Genomic DNA, 26,175 nt, shown 5'->3' with positions numbered 1-26,175 from the left:
AATCAATCCTGAATAAGAATCCGTTTCGTTTGAAGCGGATTTTTTTGTATCATCGCAAAACCTATTTCGCGAACATGAGAATGAGAATGGCCACGCCAAACGATTTGCCCGAAATGCAAAAGCTGTACGTCGATACGATCCAATCGGTTTGTAACGCCGACTACACGCCCGAGCAAATCGGCGTTTGGACGTCTTCGGTTGCCAACACGGCGCGTTGGGAAAAGATCTTGCGCGAACAAATGGTCGTATTGGCCGAAAAGAACAACAAAATTATCGGCTACGGGACATTGCTCGACGACCAATACATCGACTTGTTTTACGTCCACAAAGACCACCAACGCCAAGGCATCGCCTACCGTATCCTGAGTCAAATCGAGTCGCAGGCGCAGCGTGCCGGTACGCGAAAAATTTGGTCGGAAGTCAGTATTACCGCCAAACCTTTTTTTGAAAAATCGGGGTTCAAGGTGCTCGCGCAACAACACAACCTGCTGCGCGGCGTAGAATTGATCAACTTCAGGATGGAAAAAACCATGTAAAAAAAAACCGACCTGGTTGCCCAAGTCGGTTTTCATCTCTTTTGAAAAAATTATTTCACGAGGGTCATCTCGTCTACGATGTGTTTTGCGCCCGAGAATCTGTCGATTACCCAAAGTACGTAACGGATGTCTACGTTGATGGTTCTTTGCAGGTTTTTGTCGAAGATCACGTCTCCGGCCATCGCCTCGATGTTGCCGTCGAACGCCAAACCGATGAGTTCGCCTTTGCCGTTGAGCACCGGTGACCCCGAGTTACCACCTGTAATATCATTGTCGGTCAGGAAGTTGACGTGCATCGAGCCGTCTTTATCGACATAAGGCCCGAAGTCTTTGCTTTTGTTCATGTCGAGGATTCGCGTCGGCAAATCGAACTCGGCATCGCCTTTTTTGTACTTCTTGACCATGCCTTCCATGGTGGTGTAGTTGTTGATCTTGGCATCGTTGCGCTTGTCTGCCGGCAACGAACGTACTTTACCGTAAGTCAAACGCAGCGTCGAGTTGGCGTCCGGGTATTGGATCGCGTTGAGTTTCGACTCGCGCAAACCTTCGACCAGGTTGCGGAACGCCTTGCCGAAATCGTTCTCCAGCTGCGCCTGCTCGTCTGATTTTTTGCGGAAGTGCGTGATGATGTCGTTCGAAATCAAGTACAACGGATCGATGGCAATGGCCTCTGGCTTCGGATTTTTCATGAACGCCTCGAGCGATTCCTTCGATGCAAAAATACTTTTCGACGTCGCGTCGGCTACCCACGGCAGGAAGTTGCCACCGTTTTTGGCTTTAAGTTCGGCCACCATCGGCGCCAAACCGTACTCGGCCGCTTTGGACGCATACAGCCCCAATTGCGCGGCAAAGATGTCTCTTTCGGCCGGCGCATAAAACTCGCCGTATACCGCTTCGATTTGCTCCTGGATCTTAGGCAACATCTCGGCGCGTTTGGCGTCGTTTTCTTTGTAGTACCCCATCAAGGCATTGCCCAACGTTTGCGGTTGCAGGGCATAAGACGCCGTACGGATCATTTGCGTTGCATAGTTGTCGTGGCGCGACTTGATGTTGGTTTTGCTGTAGAAATTGTTGATCGTAGACACCACGTTGCCGTACTTCTCCTTGTTCTCGGCTTTGTTTGCCCAAGTGTTGAATTTGGCCTCCTGCCCCGCCTTGGTCTTGGCCGTACCGTGCTTGGTAAGCGCGTCGATCATACCCTGACGGTTTTTCCAGTAGTTGGCGGTTTGCGCATATTTGGACGCATACATGAGGTTGACTTTTTCGTCTTTCTCCATGTGGCGCTTCATGTTGTCCATTCCGGTTTTGGCGCCTTCAACCCATGCAGGATACGCATAGTTGACGTTCTGGTCGATGCCGCCCGCAGGCATCCAACGGTTGGTGCGACCCGGGTAGCCCAAGATCATCGCGTAGTCGTTTTCTTTGACACCCTTCATGTTCACCGGCAAGTGGTGTTTCGGGTGCAACGGCACGTTGTTTTCTGAATACTCGGCCGGGTTGCCGTCTTTGTCGGCATACACGCGGAACATCGAGAAATCGCCGGTGTGGCGCGGCCACTCCCAGTTGTCGGTGTCGCCACCAAATTTACCGATGCTTTCTGGCGGCGTACCTACCAAACGAACATCCTTGAAATCCTGGTACACAAAGTAGTAGTATTCGTTTCCTTGAAAGAACGGACGAACCGATACGACATACTTGCCGCCCTCGTTGTTCTCCTTTTCGATCAACGCCATTTCTTGCTGGATCGCCTTGCCTCTTTCGGCTTCGGTCATTTTGTCGTTTACCTTAGACAGGATGCGCTTGGTCACGTCGTCCATACGCACAAAGAAACGCACGAACAGCGACTTGGGCTTCATTTCGGCCTTGCGGTCTTTGGCCCAAAAACCATTTTTGAGGTAGTTGTCTTTTTCCGACGACAGCTCGGCAATCGCATCGTAACCGCAGTGGTGGTTGGTCAGGATCAAACCGTCTTTCGAGATGATCTCGGCCGTACAGCCGCCATTAAACTGAACGATTGCATCTTTCAAAGAATGGTTGTTGATGCTGTAAATCTCCTGGGCGGTGAGTTGCAGCCCCATCTTTTGCATGTCGCGGTGGTTGAGGCGTTCGATGAACATCAGGAACCACATTCCCTCATCGGCCTTTGCACTCATGGGCAACAGCATGATCCCGGCAATCAGGGAAACAATAATTTTCTTCATAAATCAAAGTTTGAAATTAGTTAATACCCGCTAGTAGTCGGCGAAAAATTTATTTGTTACATCAAATTTAATTTTAGGCGTTCTATTTTGCTGCGCGAATATAGTTGATTTTTAGGAGTAGGCGAAATCGATGTAGCGGATTTTAACGTTTTGGGCGAACGGCCGCGCTATCCGCTGTATCTTTTGCGTCGTCCCGATCCTTCGGAACGGAACGACGCAAAAGGATGCCGCTTCTATCGCTGTCGCGGTTTGTCTACGATTGAATTTTTTGGTATCTTGCCGTAACATCTTCAAACGCCAACTGCCGTGGACATCGACATCGCTTCTTTTTCCGAGATCATTTCAGAGAAAATCGGCCACTGGATTACCGGGCTGATTAGACTGTTGCCCAACCTGGTGTTGGCGGCGATTGTCATGGCGCTCGGACTGTTCCTGGCCCAAGCGGTCCGTCGGTTCGCGAAACGATTGGCGGGCAGGGCCACCGACAGCGCATCGCTCGTCAACTTGATTTCCTCGACCACTTATTTTGTTTGTATAGGGATTACCTGTTTTTCGGTGCTGTCGATCCTCAAGCTCGACAAGGCCGTGACTTCGATCTTGGCAGGCGCGGGTATTCTTGGCCTGGGACTTGCGTTCGCGTTCCAGGACATCGCGGCCAATTTCATCTCGGGTGTATTCATGTCGGTACGCCGTCCGCTCAAGGTAGGCGACATCGTCAAGGTGAGCAGCTACATGGGCAAAATCAAGGAAATCAACATGCGCGACACGGTGGTCGAAACCTTCCAAGGCCAAACGGTCGTGATTCCCAACAAAGATGTGTTCCAGAACCCCATCGAAAACTACTCCTACCTGCACAAAAGGCGTTTTGATCTGGAGGTGGGCGTGTCGTATGGCGAAGACCTCGAAAAGGTAAAACGCGTCACCCTCGACGCCGTAAAAGACATTCCGGGTATTTCTACCCACGAGGAAGTTTCGTTGTTCTACGAATCGTTTGGCGACAGCGCGATCAATTTCAGCATCCGGATATGGATCGACACCGCAGAACAAGCAACCTATAAAGAGGTCGGAAGTCAAGCCATCATGCGCATCAAGAAAGCCTATGACGAAAACGACATCAGCATTCCGTTTCCGGTACGCACACTCGACTTTGGCATCAAAGGCGGGAAAAATTTACGCGATATGCTCGACGTAGCAGAAAAACCGACCGATCGTTAGGCCGTATTGAGCATCGCCCAAAGTTTGTCCTTGAGCTCGGTCAGGCCCTGTTGTGCGACCGACGAAATGAACAAATACGGCAACCCTTTGAATTCCTTGTCGAGTTGTTTTTTCATTTCCGATTTGAGTTCGTCGTCGAGCATGTCCGATTTGGAGATGACAATCATGCGCTCCTTGTCCAAAATCTCCGGATTGTAACGACGCAATTCATCGATGAGGATTTCGTATTCTTTTTTGATGTCATCGGCATCGGCCGGAATCAGGAACAACAGCACCGAATTGCGTTCGATGTGGCGCAAAAAGTAATGCCCAAGTCCTTTACCTTCGGCCGCGCCCTCGATAATCCCTGGAATATCGGCAATCACAAACGACTGGAAATCGCGGTAGGCGACGATCCCCAAGTTGGGTTTGAGCGTCGTAAACGGATAATCGGCGATTTTGGGCTTTGCAGACGTCAATACCGAAAGTAAAGTCGATTTGCCCGCGTTCGGGAAACCCACCAAGCCCACATCGGCCAAAACTTTGAGCTCAAGCACGATGTCTTTCTCCTCGGACGGCATCCCCGGTTGCGAATAGCGCGGCGTTTGGTTTGTCGCACTGCGGAAATGCCAGTTGCCGAGCCCGCCTTTGCCGCCCTGCGCTATGATTCTCTTTTCGCCATCTTCGGTGATTTCAAATAAAATTTCGTTGGAATCCTTGTCGCGTACGACTGTTCCGAGCGGTACTTCGATGAATTGGTCTTCGCCATCGGCACCCGTTGAACGCGACGAACCGCCGTCGCCACCGTGTCCGGCCTTGACGTGTTTGGCGAATTTAAGATGGAACAACGTCCAGAGCCCTTTGTTGCCTACCAGGTATACGTGTCCGCCACGGCCGCCGTCGCCGCCATCGGGCCCGCCTTTTTCGATGAATTTCTCGCGGTGCAGGTGCGTTGAGCCTTTTCCTCCTTTTCCGGAGGAGACGTATATTTTGACGTAGTCGACGAAATTGCCCTCTGTCATTGATTATTCTTTATTCTTTATTATTATTAATTATTCTTGACGCTGAATCCTGGCTCTTGACTCTTGACTCTCAATTCCCTATTCTTTAAGCGACCGCACGATGACCTTGTCGATCTTGACGCCGTCCATGTCTACGACCTCGAGCTCGAAATTTTGCCAACGTAGTTTTTCGCCTTCCTTGGGGATGTGCGAGAGTTCGGTCATGATGAGCCCGCTCACGGTGTTCACCTCGTAATCGTTCATGAGTTCGTCGAGTTCAAAAAACGTCAGGAAATCGTGCAGCGAATAGTGCCCGTCCACCAGCCAGGTGCCGTCTTCGCGGGCGACAAGCTTGAAGTCGTCTTTGTAAAATTCGGCCGCATCGCCCACGAGCGCCTCCAAAATATCGTTGAGCGTAATGATGCCATGAAACACGCCGTATTCGTCCGAAACAAACGCATAATGGATACCGCTGGTCTTAAAATTCTCGAGCGCCTTGTAGGCCGTGGTGTGTTCGATGATGAACGGCGGATCGGTCATGATTTGCGCGAGCGAGAAATTCTGTTCCTCGAAATGCGCAAAGATGTTCTTGAGGTTCACGACGCCCACAATATCGTCGTGGTTGTCTTTGTATACGGGATAAATCGAATGGAGTTCCTTGAGCATCAAATCGCGTACGGTTTGTTTGTCGGCGCCCAGCGGCAGGAACACCACCGACTTGCGGTGCGTCATGAGCGAGTTGACCTTGCGGTCGCCGATGTGGAACACGCGCTCTACGATGTCCTGTTCGATCTCTTGGATTTCGCCGCCCTCGGTGCCTTCCTTGATGATGGCCTTGATCTCTTCTTCGGTGACTTTTCCTTCGGCCGATGGTTTGATCATGAACACCTTGAGCAAAAATTCGGTCGAAACGGTAAGCAGCCAAATGAACGGCGCGGTCACGATAGACACCCATTTCATGGGAATGGCGACCGACTTGGCGATTTTCTCGGGATAGTTGAGCCCGATGCGTTTGGGCAAAAGCTCGCCCAAAACGAGCGAGAAAAAGGTCAGGATCACGACCACCACGCCCACGGCAATCGACTCGGCATAAGGTTTGAGCGCCGCAAAACCTTCGACGAAAGTCTGGACGTCGGTCGTGATTTTGTCGCCCGAAAAGATACCCGTCAAAATCCCGATCAGCGTAATGCCGATTTGCACCGTCGACAAAAATTTGTTGGGCGAATTGGCCAAATCGAGCGCGGTCCTGGCCGATGCGCTGCCTTTTTTGGCGGCATTCTCCAAACGGTTCTTGCGCGCCGAAATCAAAGCGATTTCGGACATCGAAAAGACGCCGTTGAGGATGATCAGGAATAATATGATGAGTATTTCCATTGTTCTGGTTTAGGACGGGCCCTAGCCCGGATGGAAGCGGATATCCTTTTTTGCCATGAGATTTGTCCTTTCAGTCGAAATAAAACCGCAAAAAAGATTACTTCACTAAGCTAATATTTTACATTGTGTTCAGTGAACTTCGTTTGCAGCGTACAGCCGGAAAAAGCTCCTATAAATTATCGATGACGTTGCTCAAACGCTCGGTAATTTCGGCAATCGAACCGATACCGTTCACCGCGTGGAACTTGCCCTGCGCGGTGTAATAGTCGATCAGCGGCGCGGTCTTCTCGTTGTATTCCTGGTAGCGGTTGCGGATTTTTTCTTCGTCCTGGTCGTCGGCGCGTCCGCTGGTTTTGCCGCGTTCGAGCAAACGTTGCACAAGGATTTCGTCGTCGGCTTCGAGCGCAATGGTCGCGGTGTTCGAAGAATTTTTATCGGCCAAAATTTGATCCAACGCTTCGGCCTGCGCAATGGTGCGCGGGTAACCGTCGAACAAGAATCCGTTCGCGTTTGGGTTTTGGTCTACGGCATCCTTGAGCATGTTGGTCGTGATTTCGTCGGGCACCAAATCGCCGCGGTCGATGATGGCCTTGGCCGTCTTGCCGAGCTCGGTGCCGTTCTTGATGTTGTGACGAAAAATATCGCCGGTGGACAAATGCACAAGGTTGTATTTTTCTTTGAGGAATTCTGCCTGGGTACCTTTTCCCGCGCCGGGCTTGCCGAACAAAACGATGTTGATCACGTTTTTTATTGTTTATTGTTATTGATTATTCTCTATTCGTGGAGTTGATAGACCTCGGGCAAATTGCGTCCGAGCCCATTGTAGTCGAGCCCATAGCCGACGATAAATTTGTTGGGGATGCGGATGCCGACGTAATCGATCTTGATGTCTTTTTTGTAGGCCTCGGGTTTGAAGAACAGCGTCGCGATCTTGAAATGCTTGACGTTTTGTTGTTTGAACAGCGCCTTGAGTTCTTCGATGGTGTTGCCCGTGTCGATGATGTCTTCGATGATGACCACGCTGCGGCCCGCCAAATCCTGGTTCAAACCGATGAGTTGCTTGACCGCACCCGACGATTCAGTGCCTTCATAAGACGCCATTTTGATGAAACTCACTTCGCACGGATGGCTGTAGTGTTTCATGAAATCGGAAACGACCATGAATGCGCCGTTGAGGATCCCTACAAAAATCGGGGTTTCGTCGGCAAAGTCGGCCTCGACGTGGTGCGCCATTTCGGCAATCGCAAAATCGATTTCTTGCGCCGAGATGAACGGAACAAACTGTTTATCGTGGAGTTGTATCACGGTTTCGCTTTTGGAATAAGGTGCAAATATAGGTATTATCGTTCGGTTGCCGATACCTTGCCGCCAGTTAATTCGATTTTTTGTTTGTGTTAAATGTGTCTTATTATTGGCGCGTCGATTCGCTGCGCTTTTTCTAATTCGCTAATTTTAAGCGACAACAACAACGCGATGAATTACACGATCAGAACAATACTTTTGCTGGCCCTTGTTGCCAACGCCTGCAACGGCCAGGCCAAAAAATCAACAAGCGAAAGGCCCGGCAAGACGGCGCAAACCGTCAAGACGGCCATCGGCGATTTTACTTTGCCCGCGCCTTATGCCACGGCCTCGACCACCAAACGCAGCAGCATGGTAGACTGGAACGGGCACAAACCGATTGCTCCTAAAGGATTCAAAGTAACCAAATTCGCCGAGGACTTCGAGCGCTGCCGGTGGATTTACCAAGCGCCCAATCTCGACATTTTTGTCTCGGATTCGTTTGCCGATCAAATCGTCGTGTTCCGCGACAAAGACAAGGACGGCCATTACGAAACGCGCGAAACCTTTCTCAAAAACCTCAACCGCCCTTTTGGGATCTTGGTGCTCGACAATCATTTTTATGTAGCCAACACCAACGGATTGTACCGATATCCGTACCAAAACGAACTCAAGCTCACGGCCAAAGGCCAAAAAATACTCGATTTGCCCGCGGGCGGCTACAACAACCATTGGACGCGTAATTTGCTCGCCGCCAAAGACGGTTCCAAGATTTATGTGACCGTGGGCTCGGGCAGCAACGTGGGCGAGAACGGCATGCAGCACGAGGTGCGCCGTGCCTGCATACTCGAGATCAACCCCGACGGTTCGGGCGAAAAATTGTATGCGAGCGGGCTGCGCAATCCCGTCGGGGTAGACTGGAATCCTGTAAACGGCGAGCTGTGGACTGCCGTCAACGAGCGCGACGGACTGGGCGACGACCTGGTACCCGACTACATCACAAGCGTCCAACGCGGCGGATTTTACGGCTGGCCTTACGCCTACTTTGGCCAAATTGTCGATCCAAGGCTCGAGGGGCAACGGCCAGATTTGGTCGAGCAATCCATCGTTCCCGACGTGCCGGTAGGTTCGCACACCGCATCGCTCAGCGTGGCTTTTTACACAAAAGACGCTTTCCCGTCGGGCTATCGGAGCGGCGCTTTTGTAGGGCAGCACGGCTCTTGGAACCGCGCCAACATTTCGGGTTACAAAGTGCTTTTTGTACCGTTCAAGGACGGCAAGCCGTCGGGTGCACCGCAGGATTTTTTGACCGGTTTCGTAGCCAACGCCGACCGCGCCGAAGTGTACGGGCGACCGGTTTGCGTCATGGTCTTGCACGACGGATCGTTGTTGGTTTCTGACGACGGAAGCAATACGATTTGGCAAATTTCGGCCGAGCGATAACCGATTCGCGCGGGATTTGTATATTGCATTTGTTCGACCTAACTATGGATATGCATTTCTACCAACGCATTGCACGAAGCACCGCCCACCGTCCGATTCGCGACCAGTTGTCGGGTTTGGTGTTCGACAATCCCCACCTACTCGACGATTTGATCGCCGTGGCGTTAGACCCATCCGACCAACACCACCACAAGGCGTGCTGGATTCTCGAACTCGTCATGGAACGCCATATCGGTTGGCTCACGCCCTTTCTTGACCAATTTTGCGATGTATTGCCCCAACTCAAGCGGGATGGCGCCGTCCGGTCGATGTCAAAGATTTGCCTGTTTGCCGCGGCGCATCATACCAAAACGATGGATTTTTTATCTGAAAACCAGCTCAAAAAAATCACCGAAGCGTGTTTCGATTGGTTGATAAGCGATGCCAAAGTCGCCGCCAAAGCGTATGCCATGCGCGCGTTGGTGCACACGGGACGTTGGCAAAATTGGGTATATCCCGAACTGAAAGTGGTGCTCGAAATGGGTTACTCGGAACATTCCGCGGCCTACCAAGCGGCCTGCAAGGAAGTGCTGCGCAAAATCGCGAAGAAGTAATTTTTGAAGCCAAATTTTACCGATATTTGGCAAAAATTGAATCCTATGAAAATTTTGAAAACAACATTATGGGTGCTCGGCGCGGTTTTTTTGCTGGAGGCCTGCAGCGACAACGACGACAAAGACAAAATCATCGTCCCTGGCCCACCGGTGGGCGTAGAGGTCAAGTATGAAGTGACCGCATCGACCGACATGATTACGCAAATCAGCTATAAAATGGGCGATGGCGACTTGTTTTACGGCACGCCGGGACCGGACGGTTCACACACCACTTGGAACAAGACGTTGGTAGCGCTTTTTTCGCAAATGCCCGAAACGGCTTATTTGCAGACCAAATGTATCAACGATACCGAAACCGACCAAACATGCACGCTGAACATTTACAGAAATAATGTTTTGGTGCACACGCAATCGGGTGTGGTTACGCCAGCCGATGACGACCCCGAAACCGACGACACGGTTACGATTACGACAACCAAGATCATTTCGGAATAAAAAAAGCCGCTCGTGGAGCGGCTTTTATTTTTGTGCCCTAGACTGGATTCGAACCAGCACACCCATAAGGCGCTGCGACCTGAACACAGTGCGTCTACCAATTTCGCCACTAGGGCATTCAGGGACGACAAAACTACTACTATTTTTTGTAAAACAAACGGCTTTGCAAATTTAATTTTTCTGGCGAGGCCTTGCGCTCATTACCAGCTATTTTAGCCAAAAACAACCCGTTATTTTACCGCAAACACGCCAGCATACCGATCGCGATAGGCGTAGATCAGGAACAAATTGGCGGTGATTCCCGTAATTATTTTGGTTTAATTTGGTTTTATACCGAAAGCGACAAATCGTCGATCTTGACCAGTGCGCGGTCCCAGGCCTCAGACATGGTATCGTACCAATCCTCGCCCATGTCGACCTCGACCTTTAACGTGGTGACGCCATTGTTTTCTGAAAGATAGTAATTTTCGCGCGACCCGTTCATCGCCTGGCCCATTTCGCTTTCAAAATCGTCGACGCCGTTGCGCACTTCGCCCTCGTACACCATTTCGATCTTGTCATAGGGTTGCTTGCTTTTGATGGTACCCACGATTCCGTTGTTGTCGTTGTCGAGGAAGCGCACTTTGTGGCCTTGTATCCAATCGGTTTGTGCGTGGGCGCCTTCCATGAATTCGGTCATCCAGATGCGGTTGTGGGCGTCTTCGAGCAGTACATTCCATACTTTTTCCTTGGGGGCATTGATTTGCTTTGTTTTTTGAATCGTTTTCATGATGTTGTGTTTTTTGTGGATTGAATTTCGGACTATTTGCGCCCACTATTATTTTGAAACCCGTAGATAAAATTACATAATTCGCAGACCATGGCCTTGTGCAATACCGTCAAATTAAGGGATGGATTGCGACACCCAAAAGCTGCTATTTTTGGAGCAAAACAACTGGCGATTTTGCCGCCAAAAGGTTATCTTTGCCACAACACAACAACTATGGCTTATTTTTCTTCGGATTTTAAACTCGGCATCCTGGGCGGCGGACAGCTTGGCAAGATGATGCTGTATGACACGCGCAAATTCGACATCCAAACCTATGTGCTCGACCCGAGCCCCGAAGCGCCGTGCCGCATTGCATGCAACCATTTCGTACAAGGCAGCCTGACCGATTTTGACACCGTATACCATTTTGGGAAACAAGTCGATGTGCTGACGTTCGAGATCGAACTCGTCAATGTTGAAGCGCTCGAAAAATTGGAAGCCGAGGGATTGAAGGTTTATCCTTCGCCCAAAACGCTACGCCAAATACAGCACAAAGGCCGCCAAAAGGATTTTTACGCGCAAAACAACATCCCCACCGCGCCGTACCAGCGGTTTGAGAGCATGGCCGATTTGAAAAAAAGCACCAGTCCGTTCCCGTTTGTTTGGAAAAGCGCCGAGTTCGGTTACGATGGCAACGGTGTAAAAGTGGTGCGTTCTTGGACCGACTTGGACGGATTACCCGACGGCGAATGTATTGCCGAATCGATGATCCCGTTCAAGAACGAATTGTCGGTGATTGTGGCGCGCAATGTTTCGGGCGAGATCAAGACATATCCTGTCGTGGAAATGGAATTCCATCCCGAGGCGAATCAGGTGGAATATGTGATTTGCCCCGCGAGGATTGACGAAAAAGTCGCCGAAAAAGCACGTGCTATTGCGTTGGCTGTTTCGGAGAAGTTCAACCACGTTGGATTATTGGCCGTCGAGATGTTCCAGACCGAAAACGATGAAATATTGGTCAATGAAGTCGCACCGCGTCCGCACAATTCGGGACACCATACAATCGAGGCCAGTTATACGTCGCAGTTCGAAAACCATTTGCGTGCGATTTTGAATTTACCGCTCGGCAACACCGACAGCAAGGTGGCCGGGATCATGGTCAATCTGGTGGGCGCCGAAGGTTTTTCGGGCGATGTGGTGTATGAAAACATCGAACAAATCATGGCCATCGATGGCGTGACGCCGCACATTTATGGCAAACGCGAGACGCGTCCGTTTAGGAAAATGGGGCATGTGACGATCGTGAACCAGGATATGGCCCAAGCGCGGAAGATTGCCGAAGAAGTAAAAAATACGATCCGCGTGATTGCGGGCCCGCGTTAGCGATGGAAGCGGCATCCTTTTTCGAAGCGCAGCGGAGAAAAAGATAGAGCGGACAGCGCGACGGCGGCCAATAAACGCCAATCAAAGCGAGAAATACCAACCGCCGGAACGCCCAAACGATCAAACGATTAAACAATTAAACGATTAAACCAAGCCAATGAAAGTAGCCATCATCATGGGAAGCATCTCAGACATGCCCGTCATGCAAGACGCGATCGACATCCTGCAACAGTTTGGGATCGCGACCGAAGTGGATATTGTGTCGGCGCACCGCACGCCCGAAAAACTGTTTGATTTTAGCCAGAATGCGCACCGGCGTGGGATTTCGGTGATCATTGCCGGAGCGGGTGGCGCAGCGCATTTGCCGGGTATGGTGGCGTCGATGTCGCCGTTGCCGGTGATTGGCGTGCCCGTGAAGTCGAGCAATTCGATTGATGGTTGGGACAGCGTGTTGTCGATACTTCAGATGCCGGGCGGTGTTCCTGTGGCGACCGTAGCCTTGAACGGCGCGAAAAATGCGGGGATTTTGGCGGCGCAAATTTTGGGCAGCCATGATAAGGCCGTTTTGGATAAGATTGTTTCGTATAAGGAAGGGTTGAAGAATGCGGTGGTTGACGCTGCAGAGAAGTTGAAGAAATAACTTTTTGGTTGGCGTTGCCCATATTTACAGTTTTTCTGTAACGGAGGTATTTTAAAAAAAGGTAATTTCGCTTCGTAGGGAAGGGGGCAATGAAGGTTATTCCCAACGGAAAAAAATTTACACTTCGATACAGAAAATCTGGAAATTTTGTTAAAGTTTTTCAGAAAGGCGCTCTTAATTCGAAAGCCCAACCTTGCCGCTCCGATTGCGAACCTTTGTTTTTATCTTCAATTATTTTTGCAATTTATTAGGAGCTATTCACTCCGGCAATTCGCCCAAATTTCTCTAAATTTGGAGCTCCAACCCTGCTGTCTGCTTTGCTTTTAGGTTTTGCAAACCCCAGAGGATATAGCTACCTCGAGACTAGGCTTCGTCGGTTTGATTGACATTTTCAAATTTTCAAATTACCTCATTTTCAAATTAAAATGAATCCACTACTTTCCAAATTCGCCACCAAACACGATACCGCGCCGTTCGCGCAAATCAAAACCCAAGATTTCCTGCCCGCGTTTACAGAATCTATCGCGCGCGCCAAGGCCGAGATTACGCAAATCGCCAACAATCCCGCACCGCCGACGTTCGAAAACACGATCGAAGCGCTGTCGTTTGCAGGTGATACGCTCGACCGCGTGTCGAATATATTCTTTAACCTGCATTCGGCAGAAACCAACGACGAGATCCAGAAAATAGCGCAGGAAGTATCGCCGATGCTCAGTGAATTCTCGAACGACATTCGCTTGAACCCTGAATTATTTGCGCGCGTCAAATCGGTTTACGACCAAAAATCGAATTTGCGCCTGACGCCCGAACAATCGATGTTGCTCGACAAAAAATACAAAGGCTTTGCACGAAACGGCGCGAACCTGCCCGACGACAAAAAGGAAAAACTGCGCGAAATAGACAAGGAGCTTTCGAAACTGAGCCTCGAATTCGGCGAAAACGTGTTGGAGGAAACCCACGATTTCGAACTCCATATTGCCGACGACCAACAACTGTCTGGCTTACCCGAAGGCATTGTCGAAGCGGCCAAAGAAGAAGCCAAATCACGTGACAAGGACGGCTGGGTTTTCACTTTGGATTACCCAAGTTACATCCCATTTGTGACTTATGCAGACGATCGCGAACTGCGCAAAAAGATGGCGATCGCCAACGGCGCGAAAGCGTTTCGCGGCAACACGCGCGACAACCGCGAAATTGTATTGAAAATTGCAAAATTACGCCACGAGCGCGCGCAGTTGCTCGGCTACGACACGCATGCGCACTTTGTTTTGGAAGAGCGTATGGCCGAAAGCCCGGCGAAAGTCAAATCGTTTTTGCAGGATTTACTCGAGAAAGCCAAGCCGGCCGCCGAGCGTGAATTTGCCGAGCTCGAGCAGTTCGCGAAAGACACCGACGGCATCGACCGACTTGAAAAATGGGACGGCGCCTACTATTCGGAAAAGCTCAAGCAGCAACGTTTCAACCTGGACGACGAGAAACTCAAGCCATATTTCAAACTCGAAAATGTGTTGGAAGGGGCGTTTACCGTGTCCCACAAACTGTTTGGGCTCACGTTCAACCAGATCAACGACATCGACAAATACCATGAAGATGTAATGACCTATGAGGTCAAGGACGTCACGGGCCAACTCGTCGCGATTTTCTATGCCGACTTTTTCCCGCGCAAGGGCAAACGCAACGGCGCGTGGATGACGTCGTTCAAATCGCAGTACATCGTTGGCGCGAGCAACGAGCGTCCGCATGTGTCGATCGTGTGCAATTTTACCAAGCCTACCGAGACCAAGCCGTCGCTTTTGACGTTCAACGAAGTGACTACTTTGTTCCACGAATTTGGTCACGCGCTGCACGGGATGCTCGCCAACACCACCTACCCTAACCTGTCGGGAACCAGCGTGTACTGGGATTTTGTTGAATTGCCAAGCCAGATTTTCGAGAATTGGTGTTACGAGCCAGAGGCGCTTGCGTTGTTCGCCAAGCACTATCAAACGGGCGAGGTCATACCACAAGAATACATCACCAAAATCAAGGAAAGCGCTAGTTTCCAACAAGGAATGGCCACGTTGCGTCAACTGAGTTTTGGCCTTTTGGACATGGGTTGGCACGGACAGGATCCGACCGCGATTGTAGATTTGAAGGCGTTCGAGGAAGCCCAGTTCGCTTCGACCAAATTGTATCCCGATGTAGCCGAAAATGCGATGAGCACTTCTTTTTCGCACATCTTTCAAGGCGGATATTCATCGGGCTATTACAGCTACAAATGGGCCGAGGTTTTGGATGCCGACGCGTTCGAATACTTTCAGGAAAATGGCATCTTCAACACCGAAGTGGCCACAAAATTCAAGGAAAATATTTTGTCGAAAGGCGGCACCGAACATCCGATGGTGTTGTACAAACGGTTCCGCGGAAAGGAGCCGAAGGTGGACGCGTTGCTCAAGCGTGCGGGTTTATTGTAATGCTGAACCTTATCCATTAGCCAGCCGTTCACGCTATCGAAGCGATCGTTGGCAAGCCAATCGAAGCGGATTAAAACAAAAAAATTTGGGCCGGCGGCGGGATAGCACCGGCCCAAACATTTTTACCATCTTCCTCCACCTATAAAAACGCCCACCGTAATACCGATGTAGCTGTTCGTTGCGTTATAGGCAGTACCGGTGCCATAAAAATCGCTATAGTTTGAATTTGGAATCACATTGTATTCTGCCCCGACGCGCAATTTCCCCCACTCGAATCCTGCACGCACCAAACCGCCAAACTTACCTTCGGCATCGTTGGTATAATCGTTACTCAGTACTGAATACTGCAATCCTGCCCCAGCGTATGGCGTGAATGAACCACCTGTAAGGTCGTCGAAATAATAGTCGAAAGTACCACCAACAGCAATCGAACCCGAATTGACATCGGATTGTTCCAAATAAGCCGGATCGAATACGCTTGTGTTAAAATAAGTCGATGTGATACGTAGCCCCACATTCATGTCTTCTGCGATATTGAATTTGGGCTCGATCGAAAACAAATAACCGTTTGCTCCCGATTGGATGGCATATCCGAGTTCGATGTCGGTGCGGAATTTTCCCGAATCTTGCGCGCGCAATACGAACGCGGAAAGCACGGCGAAAAGAAAATATATCTTTTTCATATCGCTTACTTCTTAGCCAAGCGTGTCGAAAAATCTGAAATGACATTTTTGTATTTGCGCAAAATCCTGTCCCAATCGCGGAACTGCTCATCAGCTTTGACACTCGTGCCGTTTGTGCCGGAAAACTCGCTGTTCAATTTGACTTTAAATGTAAGCGGATTCGATTTTGACAACTTGATGATCAAACGTGTCCGAATGGTATTTTGCTGGAACGATTGCACGCTCCATGCCGTGCGCAAGTAGGATGTCTCTTTGTCGCTGACTTCGATTGCGTCAAAATAATCGGTCACGATTTGCGTCGTGAGTTTCCACGCTTCGGTAACTTCCAAATCACTGTTTACTTCTATTTCAAAGTCAACGTTTGCCTGGTCGGTTTTGATGGATGCTTCCTCGGCATCGTCTGCTTTCATCTCAAAATAGAGGCTTTTTGGCGCTTCCGGACCCGCTTTTCGGCCACAAACCGTTGACTCATATCTTAAAAACCCGGGTTTTTCGACCTTGATTTTATAACATTCCTTTTTGTCAAGGCCCAGTTTATAATTACCGTGCCCGACTTTTTGTCCGTTTACGATAATCGTTGCGTCGGGCTCCGATGCGCTTATCTTCACCGTTTGTGCGTGCATTGAAAATGTCAGAAGTAATAATAAAAGTGATGTGAGTTTTAGTTTCATTGCTAGGGTTTTTAGTTAAATTTGATTATTTGTTTAGATTTTTCAAATATGCAGACTTTGTTTAGATTTTCCAAATTTACACCCGGAAGTTTTGGCCGCCGTAGGGTTTTCACCAATATTTATCCAGAAAACAACTAGTTGATCTCGGTTCGGAAACAGCAATCCATTGACCTCTTTTTACTATGCTTTGAAAAATCGGCCAAGACAAAATCACTGCCCCTATCGATCAAATATGATCATGTGGCGTGCGGTATGTTTCCTTAAAAAAGGCCTATAACTTTTATGACGGGCGGTTGACGGTACAATTCCAAAAGGTCCGTTCAGTCAAATAATTTGAATGAAACTTTTTCGATAACGAAATCAACGTACGGCGTTTTGGAATGTACTTCATTAAAGACAGCGCAAGATATGAGAGGGTTTTGTTCGACCCCTTATATCGAAGGGATCCAAAACCAGATGCGGACAGGTGCAAAAATGTTGGCTTTTGTATCAACGTTTTGAATTTCTGGCGTTATGCCCGAAACAACACTATTTACAGAGCCTGCGTTAGCCCCTAATAGTTCAGAGCGCAGCGACATTCTTTTTTGGTCCGAGGCAAAACACAATACGCGTTAAAAAAATCGAGCGCCGGTAACGCCTAATCCAACAGCAACAGTAAAATACACCAAATGACGGGAACCGATTCGACCCAAAACGATGTGTAATACGGCGGGCGCTTGGGATGTGCTAAAAACAAAAAAGTGCTCGTCAACACGATAATGACCGTGCTGATTACAAACCGCGGCAGGCTATCGTTCATTTGGAACAATTCAAGCAGCAGAAAAACTATCAGCAAAAAAACGCCGAGCCGTTTGGTGTTGGTGATCCCTATTTGCTGAGGCACGGTCTTGAGGTGCGGATCGTCCCACGCCAAATCAATGATTTCGAAAATGAACAACAATACGACGACCAGAATAAACCGCTTGATGCAAACCAGCACAAAATCTGAGGTCAAAACAATACCCGCATCGCATACCGGAAGCGCCACGGTCACGCCCACCCAGCACAACGCGACGATGTAAATCTTGAGCCCCGACCAACTGCGCGCGTTGGTTTTGTTCGGAAAAAACGGCAAGGTGTAAAATGCCGTCACTAACAAACAAAGTCCAGAAACAATTTGCGTAAGTAAGCCAAGGTGAAAAAAGCAATAAACAGCACCCCAAAAAGCGACAAAACTAACGCCGATGAACGCCTTCATCTGCAAGCCCATCTTTGGCTTTCCCGATCTTGCGATGGCGTCGTATTTGACGAAATTGTACCCAACAACCGTCCCGAAAAAACCAAACCACGACACGTAAGGATTCGGCGGCAAATAAAAAATCAATTCGGTGATGCGGATCAGCGCATAAACCGCCAGCGCCACGTGCAAACTGCTCCGCAGGTAAAAATCGAAAAGCCGCTTGGGTAGTGTCATTGTGTAAATTTAATCAATCTGTTAATAAGGACGCGAATCGGTTGAAAAAATCACAAAAAATGCTGTTAAAAAGACCTTTGCATTTGAGATTAATCTCTAATTTTACGCCACTTAAAAAACACAACTTTTTTTGATGAAAACAGACGCTTTTGCTTTAAGACACATCGGTCCGCGCGAGGAGGATTTGGCGCACATGCTCAAAACCATTGGAACAGAAACGATCGATCAGTTGATTTATGAAACCCTGCCCGATGACATCCGTTTGACCGCACCGCTCGATTTGGATCCGGCGATGACCGAATACGAGTATTTGAACCACATCACCAAGCTGGGCGCCAAAAATAAAGTATTCCAATCGTACATTGGTTTGGGTTACCACCAAGCGATCGTGCCTGCGGTCATCCAACGCAATGTACTCGAAAATCCGGGTTGGTACACGGCCTACACGCCCTACCAGGCCGAGATTGCGCAAGGCCGATTGGAAGCGATCCTGAATTTCCAGACAATGGTCATCGAACTCACCGGCATGGAAATCGCCAACGCGTCTTTGCTCGACGAAAGCACGGCCGCAGCCGAAGCGATGGCGCTGTTGTTCGATGTCCGTTCACGCGACCAAAAGAAAAACAACGTCAATAAATTCTTCGTTTCCGAGGAAATCCTGCCACAGACTTTGTCGGTTCTCGAAACCCGTGCGACACCGATTGGCGTGGAACTCGTTGTGGGCAACCACGAAAACTTTGGCTTCTCGACCGAATTCTTCGGCGCGATGTTGCAATATCCGGGCAAATACGGAAAAGTTTACGATTACGCCGGATTTATCGCCAAAGCAAAAGCAAACGAAATCAAGACAGCCGTCGGTGCCGATATCTTGAGCCTCGTTAAACTGACTTCGCCGGGTGAAATGGGCGCCGATGTCGTCTTCGGAACGACGCAACGTTTCGGGATTCCGCTCGGTTACGGCGGACCGCACGCTGCGTATTTCGCGACCAAGGACGAATACAAACGTTCGATGCCGGGCCGTATCATCGGCGTGACCATCGACACCAACGGCAACCGCGCATTGCGTATGGCGTTGCAGACGCGCGAGCAGCACATCAAACGCGACAAGGCGACGTCGAACATTTGTACCGCGCAGGTTTTACTCGCGGTAATGGCCGGAATGTATGCCGTGTATCACGGGCCAAAAGGTTTGCAATACATCGCTAGTAAAGTCCACAATTCTGCCGCGACATTGGCCGGAGCACTTGAAAAACTCGGATTGTACCAAATCAACACCGCTTATTTCGATACGATTACGGTGAAGGCCGATGCGGCGAAAGTCAAAGCGATTGCCGAAAAGAATGAAGTCAACTTCTATTATCCGGATGCCGAAACCGTATCGATCGCACTCAACGAAACCGTGTCGATTGCCGATTTGAACAAAATCGTTTCGATCTTTGCCGAAGCGACCGGAAAACAAGCGACGAATATCGATTCGCTGGTAGAAGGCAACCAATTCCCACAAAGTTTAGCAAGAACGTCTACCTTTTTACAGGAAGACGTCTTCAACAAATACCATTCAGAATCGGCGCTGATGCGTTACATCAAAATGCTCGAGCGCAAAGATTTGGCGCTGAACCATTCGATGATTTCGCTTGGTTCGTGTACGATGAAACTCAACGCGGCAGCCGAAATGTTGCCACTCAGCATGCCGAACTGGAACAACATCCACCCGTTTGCGCCGCTGGACCAGGCGCAAGGCTATCAGGAAATGTTGCAGAAATTGGAGCAACAACTCAATGTCGTGACCGGTTTTGCAGGTACATCTTTGCAACCAAACTCGGGCGCGCAAGGCGAATACGCCGGGCTCATGGCCATTCGCGCCTACCACCAATCGCGCGGCGACCACCACAGGAACATCGCACTTATTCCGGCATCGGCGCATGGCACGAACCCGGCATCTGCGGCCATGGCGGGCATGGACATCATCGTCACGAAGACACTCGAAAACGGCAACATCGACGTCGAAGATTTGCGTCAAAAAGCGATCGCGCACAAAGACAACCTGTCTTGTCTGATGGTCACGTATCCGTCGACACACGGCGTGTACGAAGCGTCGATCATCGAAGTCACGAAAATCATCCACGACAACGGCGGCCAAGTCTACATGGACGGCGCGAACATGAACGCACAAGTTGGACTCACCAATCCAGCGACCATCGGTGCCGACGTTTGTCACCTGAACCTGCACAAAACCTTCGCGATTCCGCACGGCGGCGGCGGACCTGGCGTTGGCCCGATTTGCGTCGCATCGCACCTGGTGCCGTTCCTGCCGAGCAACCCGATCATCCCGACCGGCGGCGACAACGCAATCACAGCGATTTCTGCAGCACCCTGGGGCTCGGCACTCGTGTGTTTGATTTCTTACGGCTACATTACGATGCTGGGTGCCGAAGGACTCACCAACGCAACAAAAGCAGCGATCTTGAACGCGAACTACATCAAGGAAAGACTCGCCGGCCATTACGATACGTTGTACACGGGCGAAATGGGACGCGCGGCGCACGAGATGATCCTCGAATGTCGTCCGTTCAAGCAAAAAGGCATCGAAGTGACCGACATCGCCAAGCGCTTGATGGACTATGGTTTCCACGCGCCGACGGTTTCGTTCCCGGTAGCAGGAACACTCATGATCGAACCTACCGAAAGCGAAAACCTCGAAGAACTCGACCGTTTTTGTGATGCGATGATTTCGATCCGCAAAGAAATCGAAGCGGCTACGCTTGAAGATAAAAACAACGTCCTCAAAAATTCACCGCACACGCTCGCGATGGTGACCGCCGATGTTTGGAACTTCCCGTACACACGCGAACAAGCGGCCTTCCCGCTCGATTACATATCCGAGAACAAATTCTGGCCAAGCGTACGCCGTGCAGACGATGCCTATGGCGACCGCAACCTTGTGTGCAGCTGTGCGCCGATAGAAGCTTATATGGAAAATTAACACCGATGTCCCGCGATAAGCGGGACATTTTTTTATGACAGACATTCAAACCCGCGCCGATCTCGAAAAGTTGATGGCGCAATTTTACGACAAGCTGCTGGCCGACGCGTCGATCAGCTATATTTTTACCGACGTGGCCAAAATAGACCTCGTGACGCATTTGCCCAAGATTGTCGATTTTTGGGAAGTGGTCGTGCTACATTCGGGGCAATACCAAAAGAACGTGCTGCAAATCCACCTCGACCTGCACGCCATGACACCGCTTGAACCGCAACACTTCAACACATGGCTGGGACATCTGCACCAAACCGTCGACGAACTTTTTGTAGGGGAAAACGCCGAAAACCTAAAAACAAGGGCACTTTCGGTGGCGACTGTGATGCAGCTTAAAATGCAAAAAACAGGCTGAAAAATTATGGTATCGGTTTTTTTGAATCGGTTTTTAATACATATCGACAAAAATACTATGCTTGCATAATAAAATCGTCCCGTCTGCGCTATTAATCTTTACCTTAGCACAACTTAAACCTGCAAAATGTCTGTCAAGATCACTGGAATAGGAAGCTACATTCCCGAAGTGCGCGTGTCCAACCTCGACTTCGCCAAACACGTTTTCCTTAACGACGACGGTACGCCGTTCGCCATCCCCAACGAAGAAATCGCCGCCAAGTTCAAGAACATCACCGGCATCGAAGAACGCCGTTATGTGGATGACAACCTGCTGACGTCCGATATCGCCTACCTGGCGTCGGTGCGGGCCATCGAAAACGCGGGCATCGATCCCGAAAAAATCGATTACATCATTTTTGCGCACAATTTCGGCGACGTACGTCAAGGCGCGATCCAGTCGGATATTTTGCCGAGTTTGGCCACACGCGTCAAACACCGTTTGCAGATCAAAAATCCGAAATGTGTAGCCTACGACATTTTGTTCGGCTGCCCCGGATGGGTCGAAGGCGTGATCCAGGCGCAGGCGTTCATCAAGGCGGGCATGGCCAAATGTTGCTTGGTCATCGGTGCCGAGACGTTGTCGCGTGTGGTCGATCGCCACGACCGTGACTCGATGATTTATTCGGATGGCGCAGGGGCTTCGATCATCGAATATTCGGACGAAGCCGATACGGGAATCCTCGCCCATGCGAGCGCAACCTATGCCTACGAAGAAGCGAACTACCTGTTTTTTGGCAACTCGTTCAACAATACCCTTGACCCCGATGTACGTTACATCAAAATGCAAGGCCGTAAAATCTACGAATTTGCGCTGAGCAATGTGCCGCGCGCAATGAAGGATTGTCTCGACGCGAGCGGCATCGGTATCGACGAGATCAAAAAAGTGCTCATCCACCAGGCCAACGAAAAAATGGACGAGGCCATCATCCAACGCTTTTACAAACTTTACGGTCAAACGCCGCCGCTAGACATCATGCCCATGAGCATCCACATGCTCGGCAACTCAAGCGTGGCGACCGTCCCGACATTGTTCGATTTGCTCGTCAAAGGCGAATTGGAAAACCACGAAATCAAAAAAGGCGACGCCATTTTACTTGCATCGGTGGGTGCGGGGATGAACATTAATGCGATTGTGTATCGTTATTGATTTTTGATTTTTGGAAGCTATTTCCCGCTATCCGCTTTTATCTTTTGCTTGTAAAAAACAAACAAAAGGATAACCGCTTCTATCGGGGCTAGGGCATCCGTTCCGTAATAAATCTTTGCTATCTTTGCGGCTCATCCTCAAATCATGTACGAAAAAACCTTTCCGAACAAACGTTTCAAACACACGCTCGAATTCCTCGAAAAGCACGTTTCAAAATCAGAAACCATCCTCGATCTGGGCGTAGAGAATCCGTTTTCGGACATCATGAAACGCGAAGGTTTTAAAGTCGAAAACACCACGGGCGAAGACTTGGACAATGACCAATCGGCCATCCAGAAGTCGGATGCAAAAGTAGTGACCGCTTTCGAAATCTTCGAACACCTGCTCAATCCGTACACCGTATTGCAATCGATCAAAGCCGACAAATTATTGATTTCAATCCCGATGCGTTTGTGGTTCTCGCCCGCTTACCGTAGCAAAACCGACATGTGGGACCGCCATTACCACGAATTCGAGGATTGGCAGCTCGATTGGCTTTTGGAAAAAACCGGATGGAGGATCGTCGCACGCGAAAAGTGGACCAACCCGGTCAAGAAAATCGGGTGGCGGCCGTTGTTAAGGTATTTCACCAATCGGTATTATATTGTGTACGCCGTAAGAAAATAAAAATTCCAAATTCCAAATTTCAAATTCCAAACGTCTCGGTTGGAAGTTGGTGCTTGGAATTTGGTGCTTGGAGTTTATGAAATATTATATCGTCATTCCGGCACACAACGAATCGGCTTTTATCAAGCTGACACTCGATTCATTGGCGGCGCAAACGGTTTTACCCAAGAAAGTGGTCGTGGTCGATGACCATTCTACCGACGACACTGCACAAATTATATCAGATTTTACCACACGTTACAACTGGATTTCACTTGTCAAAACCACCTCGGATGCGGTGCATTTGCCGGGCAGTAAAGTGATTCGCGCATTCCAGAAAGGTTTTGAAACGTTGGACGGCAACTACGACATTATTGTCAAGCTCGACGCCGATTTGATTTTACCGCCACATTATTTCGAAACGATTTTGCAAACTTTTCAATCCGATGCAACCGTCGGAATGGCGGGCGGCTTTGCCTACATCGAAAAAGACGGCGATTGGAAGCTCGAAAACCTGACCGATAAAGACCACATCCGCGGCGCGTTCAAGGCCTACCGCAAGGCGTGTTTTGAGCAGATCGGCGGGCTCAAGCCTGCGATGGGTTGGGATACGGTGGATGAGTTGCTCGCGAAATTTTACGGTTGGAAGGTGGTGACGGTTCCGGAATTGAAAGTCAAACACCTCAAGCCGACGGGCGCCAACTACAACAAGGCGGCGCGGTTCAAGCAAGGCGAAGCGTTTTACAGCTTGGGTTATGGGTTTTGGATTACGGCGATTGCATCGGCGAAGTTGGCGTGGATGAAAGGGAAGCCGTTGTTGTTTTTGGATTATATGAGGGGGTTTTGGAAGGCGAAAAGTGAAAGCAAGGAAATGTTGGTGGATGAGAAACAGGGAAAGTTTGTGAGGAGGTATCGGTGGGGGAAGATGCGGGAGAAGTTGTTTTGATTTTAGAAAACGGTAGATTTTTACTTCGTACAGTTCGCCCTTCGGGCTCGGGTCTGTAATGGACATTGGGGTGATTTGGTTAGCTTGCGCCAGGGTGGGTCAGCGAGGGTGGTTTCATCAATCAACCCGATTTCAACAAAACCAGTTTTGCAACTTTGAGCCCGTGACCGCCGGCACGCCCACCCGAGGCCAAAGGCCGAACTGAGCGCAGCTAAAAAAATCCCAAAATCTCCCAATCCATCACGCCCAACTCATAACTTATCCCTATTTTAGCCTATATTTTAAAAATATGATGCTCATTCGCTACCTCACGCAGATCGGACGGTACTTTCTCATGTGGAGAGAGATTTTCAAAAAACCCACCAAATGGTCTGTGATGAAAGGGTTGATCCTCAAAGAAATCGACGACCTCATCATCGACTCGCTCGGCATCGTGGCGTTCATTTCGTTTTTTGTGGGCGGTGTAGTTGCCATCCAGACGGCGCTCAACCTGACCAACCCCCTCATCCCAAAATATTTGATCGGATTCGCCACGCGCCAATCGGTTATCCTTGAATTCGCGCCCACGTTCATCTCGATCGTCATGGCCGGAAAAATGGGCTCGTTCATCACCTCGAGTATCGGCACCATGCGCGTCACCGAACAAATCGACGCGCTCGAAGTCATGGGCGTCAATTCCCTGAACTACCTTGTGTTCCCAAAGTTGATCGCGCTGCTGCTCTACCCTTTCGTCATCGGCATTTCGATGTTCCTCGGTATTTTGGGCGGCTGGATCGCGGCCGTCTACGGCGGATTTGGCTCTAGCGACGAATTCATCGGCGGCATACAACAGGAATTCATCCCGTTTCACATCGCCTATGCATTCATCAAAACGTTTGTATTCGCGCTAATCCTTGCCACCATTCCTAGCTTCCACGGTTACTACATGAAGGGCGGCGCACTCGAAGTCGGTAAGGCATCGACCGTTTCATTCGTCTGGACTTCGGTCACGATTATTTTGATGAACTACATCCTCACCCAATTATTGCTCGCCTCATGATAGAAGTAAAAGACGTAAAAAAATCGTTCAACGGCGTCGAGGTCCTCAAAGGCATTTCGACCGTATTCGAAACGGGCAAAACCAACCTCATCATCGGGCAATCGGGATCGGGCAAAACGGTGCTTTTGAAAACCTTGCTCGGCATCCACAAACCAGACCAAGGCGTGGTCGAATACGACCGTCGTCGTTACTGGGAAATGACCGAAGACGAAAAACGCGAACTCCGTACAGAAATCGGCATGGTATTCCAGGGCTCGGCATTGTTTGACTCGATGACCGTCGAGCAAAACGTAATGTTCCCGTTGCGCATGTTCACGCACAAAAGCCGTAGCGAAATGGAAGACCGCGTCAACTTTGTCCTCAAACGCGTCAACCTGATCGATGCCCACAACAAAATGCCTTCGGAAATCTCGGGCGGGATGCAAAAACGCGTGGCCATCGCACGTGCCATCGTCAACAATCCGCAGTATTTGTTTTGCGACGAACCCAACTCGGGACTCGACCCCAACACCTCGATCCTCATCGACAACCTCATCAAGGAAATCACCGAAGAATACAACATCACCACCGTCATCAACACCCACGACATGAACTCGGTCATGGAAATCGGCGAAAACATCATCTTTCTCAAAAACGGCATCCTCGAGTGGAAAGGCACCAAGGAAACCATCTTCAAGGCCGAAAACCAGGCGGTCATCGACTTCGTTTACTCGTCGAATTTGTTCAAGCGGGTGCGCGAGGCGATGCTTAAAGGATAGTTTATTATTTATTTTTATTTTTTATTGGCGTGCCGGCGGTTGGAGCTTTCGGTATCAT

24 protein-coding genes, 1 tRNA gene and 1 pseudogene are annotated in these 26,175 nt (G+C 49.7%); 15 read left to right on the top strand and 11 right to left on the bottom strand.

Annotated elements, in window-relative coordinates; all coding sequences use genetic code 11:
* The first annotated feature begins 74 nt into the window (after positions 1–74).
* A complete protein-coding gene (locus BLP55_RS05770; RefSeq protein ID WP_091141391.1) occupies positions 75–536 on the top strand; it encodes a GNAT family N-acetyltransferase in 462 nt (153 codons plus the stop codon).
* Between the two features lie 50 nt (positions 537–586).
* Here BLP55_RS05770 and BLP55_RS05765 read toward each other — a convergent pair whose 3' ends face one another.
* Entirely contained in the window at positions 587–2,737 is a 2,151-nt protein-coding gene (locus tag BLP55_RS05765; protein ID WP_091141390.1) for a S46 family peptidase, read from the bottom strand.
* Positions 2,738–3,043: 306 nt separating this feature from the next.
* Here BLP55_RS05765 and BLP55_RS05760 point away from each other — a divergent pair, with 306 nt between their 5' ends.
* Positions 3,044–3,952: a mechanosensitive ion channel family protein gene (locus tag BLP55_RS05760; RefSeq protein WP_211516814.1), complete on the top strand. Its 909-nt coding sequence runs from the start codon at positions 3,044–3,046 to the stop codon at positions 3,950–3,952.
* Here BLP55_RS05760 and obgE read toward each other — a convergent pair.
* The 4 genes from obgE to hpt form a co-directional block, all read right to left on the bottom strand.
* The gene (gene obgE / locus BLP55_RS05755; protein WP_091141389.1) at positions 3,949–4,953 is read right to left on the bottom strand and encodes a GTPase ObgE; all 1,005 of its coding nucleotides are present in this window, start codon (positions 4,951–4,953) and stop codon (positions 3,949–3,951) included. The two genes, BLP55_RS05760 and obgE, sit on opposite strands and share 4 nt — an antisense overlap.
* 78 nt (positions 4,954–5,031) lie before the next feature.
* On the bottom strand, positions 5,032–6,306 hold the full coding sequence (locus BLP55_RS05750) for a hemolysin family protein (RefSeq protein WP_091141388.1): 1,275 nt from the start codon (positions 6,304–6,306) through the stop codon (positions 5,032–5,034).
* A gap of 169 nt (positions 6,307–6,475) precedes the next feature.
* On the bottom strand, positions 6,476–7,048 hold the full coding sequence (locus BLP55_RS05745) for an adenylate kinase (protein ID WP_091141387.1): 573 nt from the start codon (positions 7,046–7,048) through the stop codon (positions 6,476–6,478).
* Between the two features lie 32 nt (positions 7,049–7,080).
* Entirely contained in the window at positions 7,081–7,611 is a 531-nt protein-coding gene (hpt, locus tag BLP55_RS05740) for a hypoxanthine phosphoribosyltransferase (protein ID WP_091141386.1), read from the bottom strand.
* Positions 7,612–7,779: 168 nt separating this feature from the next.
* Between hpt and BLP55_RS05735 the strand changes: the two genes are divergently transcribed.
* From BLP55_RS05735 to BLP55_RS05725, 3 genes are read left to right on the top strand one after another with little or no spacing between them, the layout of a single operon-like run.
* The gene (locus tag BLP55_RS05735; protein WP_091141385.1) at positions 7,780–9,030 is read left to right on the top strand and encodes a PQQ-dependent sugar dehydrogenase; all 1,251 of its coding nucleotides are present in this window, start codon (positions 7,780–7,782) and stop codon (positions 9,028–9,030) included.
* Positions 9,031–9,080: 50 nt separating this feature from the next.
* Entirely contained in the window at positions 9,081–9,623 is a 543-nt protein-coding gene (locus BLP55_RS05730; RefSeq protein ID WP_244503426.1) for a hypothetical protein, read from the top strand.
* A 45-nt stretch (positions 9,624–9,668) separates the two neighbouring features.
* A complete protein-coding gene (locus tag BLP55_RS05725) occupies positions 9,669–10,118 on the top strand; it encodes a hypothetical protein (protein WP_091141383.1) in 450 nt (149 codons plus the stop codon).
* Positions 10,119–10,151: 33 nt separating this feature from the next.
* Here BLP55_RS05725 and BLP55_RS05720 read toward each other — a convergent pair.
* Positions 10,152–10,234: transfer RNA gene (locus tag BLP55_RS05720), tRNA-Leu, on the bottom strand.
* Between the two features lie 212 nt (positions 10,235–10,446).
* Positions 10,447–10,887 carry an SRPBCC family protein gene (locus BLP55_RS05715; protein ID WP_091141382.1) on the bottom strand — a complete coding sequence of 147 codons (441 nt, stop codon included), beginning with the start codon at positions 10,885–10,887 and terminating at the stop codon, positions 10,447–10,449.
* A gap of 213 nt (positions 10,888–11,100) precedes the next feature.
* Between BLP55_RS05715 and BLP55_RS05710 the strand changes: the two genes are divergently transcribed.
* The 3 genes from BLP55_RS05710 (at position 11,101) to BLP55_RS05700 (ending at position 15,342) form a co-directional block, all read left to right on the top strand.
* Entirely contained in the window at positions 11,101–12,249 is a 1,149-nt protein-coding gene (locus tag BLP55_RS05710) for a 5-(carboxyamino)imidazole ribonucleotide synthase (RefSeq protein WP_091141381.1), read from the top strand.
* A 157-nt stretch (positions 12,250–12,406) separates the two neighbouring features.
* The gene (gene purE, locus BLP55_RS05705; protein WP_091141380.1) at positions 12,407–12,889 is read left to right on the top strand and encodes a 5-(carboxyamino)imidazole ribonucleotide mutase; all 483 of its coding nucleotides are present in this window, start codon (positions 12,407–12,409) and stop codon (positions 12,887–12,889) included.
* Between the two features lie 425 nt (positions 12,890–13,314).
* Complete coding sequence (locus BLP55_RS05700; RefSeq protein WP_091141379.1) at positions 13,315–15,342, top strand: M3 family metallopeptidase; 2,028 nt, start codon at positions 13,315–13,317, stop codon at positions 15,340–15,342.
* Between the two features lie 122 nt (positions 15,343–15,464).
* On the opposite strand, the gene BLP55_RS05695 is transcribed toward BLP55_RS05700, so the two are convergent.
* From BLP55_RS05695 to BLP55_RS05685, 4 genes and pseudogenes are all read right to left on the bottom strand, one after another.
* A complete protein-coding gene (locus BLP55_RS05695) occupies positions 15,465–16,025 on the bottom strand; it encodes a hypothetical protein (RefSeq protein WP_091141378.1) in 561 nt (186 codons plus the stop codon).
* A 5-nt stretch (positions 16,026–16,030) separates the two neighbouring features.
* Complete coding sequence (locus BLP55_RS17265; RefSeq protein ID WP_244503425.1) at positions 16,031–16,435, bottom strand: hypothetical protein; 405 nt, start codon at positions 16,433–16,435, stop codon at positions 16,031–16,033.
* 60 nt (positions 16,436–16,495) lie between these two features.
* A pseudogene (locus BLP55_RS17435) lies at positions 16,496–16,648 on the bottom strand (PEGA domain-containing protein); the annotation flags it as partial.
* A 685-nt stretch (positions 16,649–17,333) separates the two neighbouring features.
* Positions 17,334–18,149, bottom strand: coding sequence for a hypothetical protein (locus BLP55_RS05685; protein WP_091141376.1), 816 nt, complete (start codon positions 18,147–18,149; stop codon positions 17,334–17,336).
* Positions 18,150–18,282: 133 nt separating this feature from the next.
* Here BLP55_RS05685 and gcvP point away from each other — a divergent pair, with 133 nt between their 5' ends.
* The 7 genes from gcvP to BLP55_RS05650 all read left to right on the top strand — a co-directional run bounded on the left by gcvP (position 18,283) and on the right by BLP55_RS05650 (position 26,117).
* Entirely contained in the window at positions 18,283–21,132 is a 2,850-nt protein-coding gene (gene gcvP, locus BLP55_RS05680; protein ID WP_091141375.1) for an aminomethyl-transferring glycine dehydrogenase, read from the top strand.
* 34 nt (positions 21,133–21,166) lie between these two features.
* Positions 21,167–21,541, top strand: a complete 375-nt coding sequence (locus BLP55_RS05675; RefSeq protein ID WP_091141374.1) for a group III truncated hemoglobin — start codon at positions 21,167–21,169, stop codon at positions 21,539–21,541.
* Positions 21,542–21,667: 126 nt separating this feature from the next.
* Positions 21,668–22,729: a 3-oxoacyl-ACP synthase III family protein gene (locus BLP55_RS05670; RefSeq protein WP_091141373.1), complete on the top strand. Its 1,062-nt coding sequence runs from the start codon at positions 21,668–21,670 to the stop codon at positions 22,727–22,729.
* Positions 22,730–22,873: 144 nt separating this feature from the next.
* Complete coding sequence (locus BLP55_RS05665) at positions 22,874–23,395, top strand: class I SAM-dependent methyltransferase (RefSeq protein ID WP_091141372.1); 522 nt, start codon at positions 22,874–22,876, stop codon at positions 23,393–23,395.
* 76 nt (positions 23,396–23,471) lie between these two features.
* The gene (locus tag BLP55_RS05660) at positions 23,472–24,320 is read left to right on the top strand and encodes a glycosyltransferase family 2 protein (RefSeq protein ID WP_091141371.1); all 849 of its coding nucleotides are present in this window, start codon (positions 23,472–23,474) and stop codon (positions 24,318–24,320) included.
* A 289-nt stretch (positions 24,321–24,609) separates the two neighbouring features.
* A complete protein-coding gene (locus tag BLP55_RS05655; protein WP_091141370.1) occupies positions 24,610–25,359 on the top strand; it encodes an MlaE family ABC transporter permease in 750 nt (249 codons plus the stop codon).
* Positions 25,356–26,117: an ABC transporter ATP-binding protein gene (locus BLP55_RS05650; RefSeq protein ID WP_091141369.1), complete on the top strand. Its 762-nt coding sequence runs from the start codon at positions 25,356–25,358 to the stop codon at positions 26,115–26,117. The genes BLP55_RS05655 and BLP55_RS05650 overlap by 4 nt, the downstream gene beginning before the upstream one ends.
* The last annotated feature ends 58 nt before the right edge of the window (positions 26,118–26,175 follow it).

Source organism: Flavobacterium caeni (assembly GCF_900101895.1).
GTDB lineage: Bacteria > Bacteroidota > Bacteroidia > Flavobacteriales > Flavobacteriaceae > Flavobacterium > Flavobacterium caeni.
The sequence above is the reverse complement of the archived record's forward strand: the minus strand, read 5'-3'. Positions and strand labels throughout refer to the sequence as shown.

Bases quoted from the DNA above. Each gene is read 5' to 3' on its own strand.
- BLP55_RS05715 (WP_091141382.1), bottom strand. From the start codon at position 10,887: ATGAAAACGATTCAAAAAACAAAGCAAATCAATGCCCCCAAGGAAAAA.
- BLP55_RS05765 (WP_091141390.1), bottom strand. From the start codon at position 2,737: ATGAAGAAAATTATTGTTTCCCTGATTGCCGGGATCATGCTGTTGCCC.
- purE (WP_091141380.1), top strand. From the start codon at position 12,407: ATGAAAGTAGCCATCATCATGGGAAGCATCTCAGACATGCCCGTCATG.
- BLP55_RS05735 (WP_091141385.1), top strand. From the start codon at position 7,780: ATGAATTACACGATCAGAACAATACTTTTGCTGGCCCTTGTTGCCAAC.
- BLP55_RS05695 (WP_091141378.1), bottom strand. From the start codon at position 16,025: ATGAAAAAGATATATTTTCTTTTCGCCGTGCTTTCCGCGTTCGTATTG.
- gcvP (WP_091141375.1), top strand. From the start codon at position 18,283: ATGAAAACAGACGCTTTTGCTTTAAGACACATCGGTCCGCGCGAGGAG.
- BLP55_RS05710 (WP_091141381.1), top strand. From the start codon at position 11,101: ATGGCTTATTTTTCTTCGGATTTTAAACTCGGCATCCTGGGCGGCGGA.
- BLP55_RS05665 (WP_091141372.1), top strand. From the start codon at position 22,874: ATGTACGAAAAAACCTTTCCGAACAAACGTTTCAAACACACGCTCGAA.
- obgE (WP_091141389.1), bottom strand. From the start codon at position 4,953: ATGACAGAGGGCAATTTCGTCGACTACGTCAAAATATACGTCTCCTCC.
- BLP55_RS05675 (WP_091141374.1), top strand. From the start codon at position 21,167: ATGACAGACATTCAAACCCGCGCCGATCTCGAAAAGTTGATGGCGCAA.
- BLP55_RS17265 (WP_244503425.1), bottom strand. From the start codon at position 16,435: ATGAAAGCAGACGATGCCGAGGAAGCATCCATCAAAACCGACCAGGCA.
- BLP55_RS05670 (WP_091141373.1), top strand. From the start codon at position 21,668: ATGTCTGTCAAGATCACTGGAATAGGAAGCTACATTCCCGAAGTGCGC.
- BLP55_RS05660 (WP_091141371.1), top strand. From the start codon at position 23,472: ATGAAATATTATATCGTCATTCCGGCACACAACGAATCGGCTTTTATC.
- BLP55_RS05700 (WP_091141379.1), top strand. From the start codon at position 13,315: ATGAATCCACTACTTTCCAAATTCGCCACCAAACACGATACCGCGCCG.
- BLP55_RS05655 (WP_091141370.1), top strand. From the start codon at position 24,610: ATGATGCTCATTCGCTACCTCACGCAGATCGGACGGTACTTTCTCATG.
- BLP55_RS05650 (WP_091141369.1), top strand. From the start codon at position 25,356: ATGATAGAAGTAAAAGACGTAAAAAAATCGTTCAACGGCGTCGAGGTC.
- BLP55_RS05750 (WP_091141388.1), bottom strand. From the start codon at position 6,306: ATGGAAATACTCATCATATTATTCCTGATCATCCTCAACGGCGTCTTT.
- BLP55_RS05730 (WP_244503426.1), top strand. From the start codon at position 9,081: ATGCATTTCTACCAACGCATTGCACGAAGCACCGCCCACCGTCCGATT.
- BLP55_RS05770 (WP_091141391.1), top strand. From the start codon at position 75: ATGAGAATGAGAATGGCCACGCCAAACGATTTGCCCGAAATGCAAAAG.
- BLP55_RS05725 (WP_091141383.1), top strand. From the start codon at position 9,669: ATGAAAATTTTGAAAACAACATTATGGGTGCTCGGCGCGGTTTTTTTG.
- BLP55_RS05685 (WP_091141376.1), bottom strand. From the start codon at position 18,149: ATGACACTACCCAAGCGGCTTTTCGATTTTTACCTGCGGAGCAGTTTG.